The following is a 2,599-nucleotide window of genomic DNA, read 5'->3' as shown; positions in this document are numbered from 1 at the left end:
CGCTGGCCGCGCGCCCGGCCGACAGTTCCCAGTTGGAGGGGAACAGCGAGGTGGCGATCGGGACGTTGTCGGTGTGGCCTTCCACGCGCACGCCATTGGGCGCATCGCGCAGCACCTGGGCCAGCGTGGACAGCGTGTCGCGCGCATGCACGTCCAGCGTGGCCGAGCCGGTGGGGAACAGGATGTCGCTGTTGATCTCCACCTCGATCCACAGCTCGGTGCGGCGCACGGTGATCATGCCGCGATCGATCAGCGGGGCCAGCGTGGCGGTGAGTTTGTCGGCGATGGTGTTGAGCTGGCGCTCGGCGCGCTGCAGCTGTTCCTGGTTGCGCACCGATACCGGCATGCGCATCTGCGAGGCCATCGCCGGCAGCAGCGTGGGGTCGTTGGACGGGGCCGGTGCGGACGGGCCGACGCGGTTGCCGGCCTTGATCACCGACGGGCTGTCCCAGCCGCCGCCCTGCACCTGCTGGTTGCCCACCTGCACCGGGTTGATGGTGCGTGGCGCGCCGCCGAAGGCGGTGGTCAGCGCGTCGGCCATGACCCGGTACTTACCTTCGTTGAGCGAGGAGATGGCGTACATCACCACGAAAAAGGCCAGCAGCAGCGTCATGAGGTCGGCATAGGGAATCGCCCAGGCCTCATGGTTGGCATGCTCTTCGTGGTGCTTGCGACGGGCCATGTCAGTGCAGGAATCCGGACAGGTTGGTTTCGATGTTGCGCGGGTTCTCGCCCTGGGCGATGGAGATCAGCCCTTCGATGATCATTTCGCGGTCGCGGCTGTTGTGGTGGATCACGCTCTTGAGCTTGGCCGACACCGGCAGGAACAGCAGGTTGGCCGAGGCGATGCCGTAGATGGTGGCGGTGAATGCCGCGGCGATGCCGTGGCCGAGCTTGCTTGGGTCGGCGAGGTTCTTCATCACCGCGATCAGGCCCAGCACCGCGCCGATGATGCCCAGGGTAGGGGCGTAGATGCCCATGCCCTCGAACACCTTGGAGGCAGCCAGGTCCTGGTGTTCCTGGCTGCTCAGCTCGATTTCCATCATGTGGCGGATGGTTTCCGGCTCCACGCCGTCCACCAGCAGCTGCAGGCCCTTGCGCAGGAACGGGTCGCTCTGCGCGTCGACCTGCGCTTCCAGGCCCAGCAGGCCCTGGCGGCGGGCGATATTGCTCCACTCGACGATCTGCTTGATCAGGTCGTGGCGGTCGCTGCTGGGCGGCAGGATCACCCAGCGCACGATCTTGAAGGCGTGCTTGAACACCGCCGGGGAGGTGTGCAGCAGGATCGAGGCGATGGTGCCGACAATCACGATCACAAAGGCCGCCGGCGACCACAGCGACGCCAGGCCAGCCCCTTTGAGGATGCTGCCGCCGACCAGTGAGGCCAGGGCGAGGAAAAGTCCAATGAGGCTGAGTCTGTCCATGGGTCCGTTATCGGCTTGTGTGAATGGGACTTGAGACACCGACGGCGGCAGGTGTTGCAGCGGTCACACTTTTATAGGGGTCAGGCGGTCAATCGTGCTGGGTGCGCAACCCGTCCACGTCCAGGATCAACGACATCCGTCCGTCGCCGATCAGGGTCGCGCCGGCATAGCCGCGCAGCCCGCGCAGTGCCTTGGGCAATGGCTTGATCACCACTTCCTCGCGGCCACGGACCTGGTCCACCACCAGCCCGAAGCGGGCTTCGCCGGCCTGCAGCACCACGATGGTGAGCAGCGGCGAGGCCGCCGGTTCCACCGCCAGCCAATGGCGCAGGTCCACCAGCGGCAGGGTGTGCGACTTGCGGTCCAGCACGGCGCGGCCGTCGAACCAGCCCAGCGAGGTGTTGGGGGCGTGCAGCACCTCCATCACGCGCGCCAGCGGCAGGGCGTAGACGTCTTCGCCGGCCTGCACCAGCAGGGTCGGCAGGATCGCCAGGGTGAGCGGGACGCGGATCATGAAGCGGCTGCCGCGGCCCAGTTCGGACTGGATCTGGATCTGCCCGCTGAGTTCGCGGATGCGCGACTGCACCACGTCCATGCCGACGCCGCGGCCGGAAATGTCGGTCACTTCCTGCTTGGTCGAGAAGCCGGGCAGGAACACCAGGTGCAGGCATTCCTCGCTGCTCAGGCGGGCGGCGGCTTCGGGATCGATCAGGCCCTTTTCGCGGGCCTTCTGGCGCAGCCGTTCCGGATCGATGCCGGCGCCGTCATCCTGCACCTCGATGCTGACGTAGTCGCCTTCCTGCTGCGCCGACAGGCGCACGTGGCCGTTGCGCGGCTTGCCTTGGGCTTCGCGCAGGTCCGGGGTTTCGATGCCGTGGTCGATCGCGTTGCGCACCAGATGCACCAGCGGATCGGCCAACGCCTCGACCAGGTTGCGGTCCAGTTCGGTTTCCGCGCCGACCAGCTCCAGTTCCACTTCCTTCTTCAGGTTGCGGGCCACGTCACGGGCAACCTTGGGGAAGCGCGAGAACACCTTGCCGACCGGCTGCATGCGGGTACGCATCACCGCTGACTGCAGGCGGGCGGTGGCGATATCCAGCGTGGACACGGCGCGGTCCAGCTCTTCATCGTGCAGGCGCGCGCGCAGGGTCTTGAGGCGGTTGCGCGAGAGCACC

3 protein-coding genes are annotated in these 2,599 nt (G+C 66.9%); all 3 read right to left on the bottom strand.

What is annotated here, in order from left to right:
• A partial coding sequence (gene motD / locus ACXJKH_RS18475; protein WP_457321541.1) for a flagellar motor protein MotD occupies positions 1–682 on the bottom strand: 682 nt, incomplete at its 3' end.
• Position 683: 1 nt separating this feature from the next.
• A complete protein-coding gene (locus ACXJKH_RS18470; protein ID WP_312237769.1) occupies positions 684–1,424 on the bottom strand; it encodes a flagellar motor protein in 741 nt (246 codons plus the stop codon).
• An 88-nt stretch (positions 1,425–1,512) separates the two neighbouring features.
• Positions 1,513–2,599, bottom strand: a 1,087-nt coding sequence (locus ACXJKH_RS18465; protein ID WP_457321539.1) for a chemotaxis protein CheA, incomplete at its 5' end; no start/stop codon positions are given.

Source organism: Stenotrophomonas sp. P5_B8, assembly GCF_054049855.1.
This window is presented reverse-complemented; position numbering and strand designations above follow the sequence as displayed.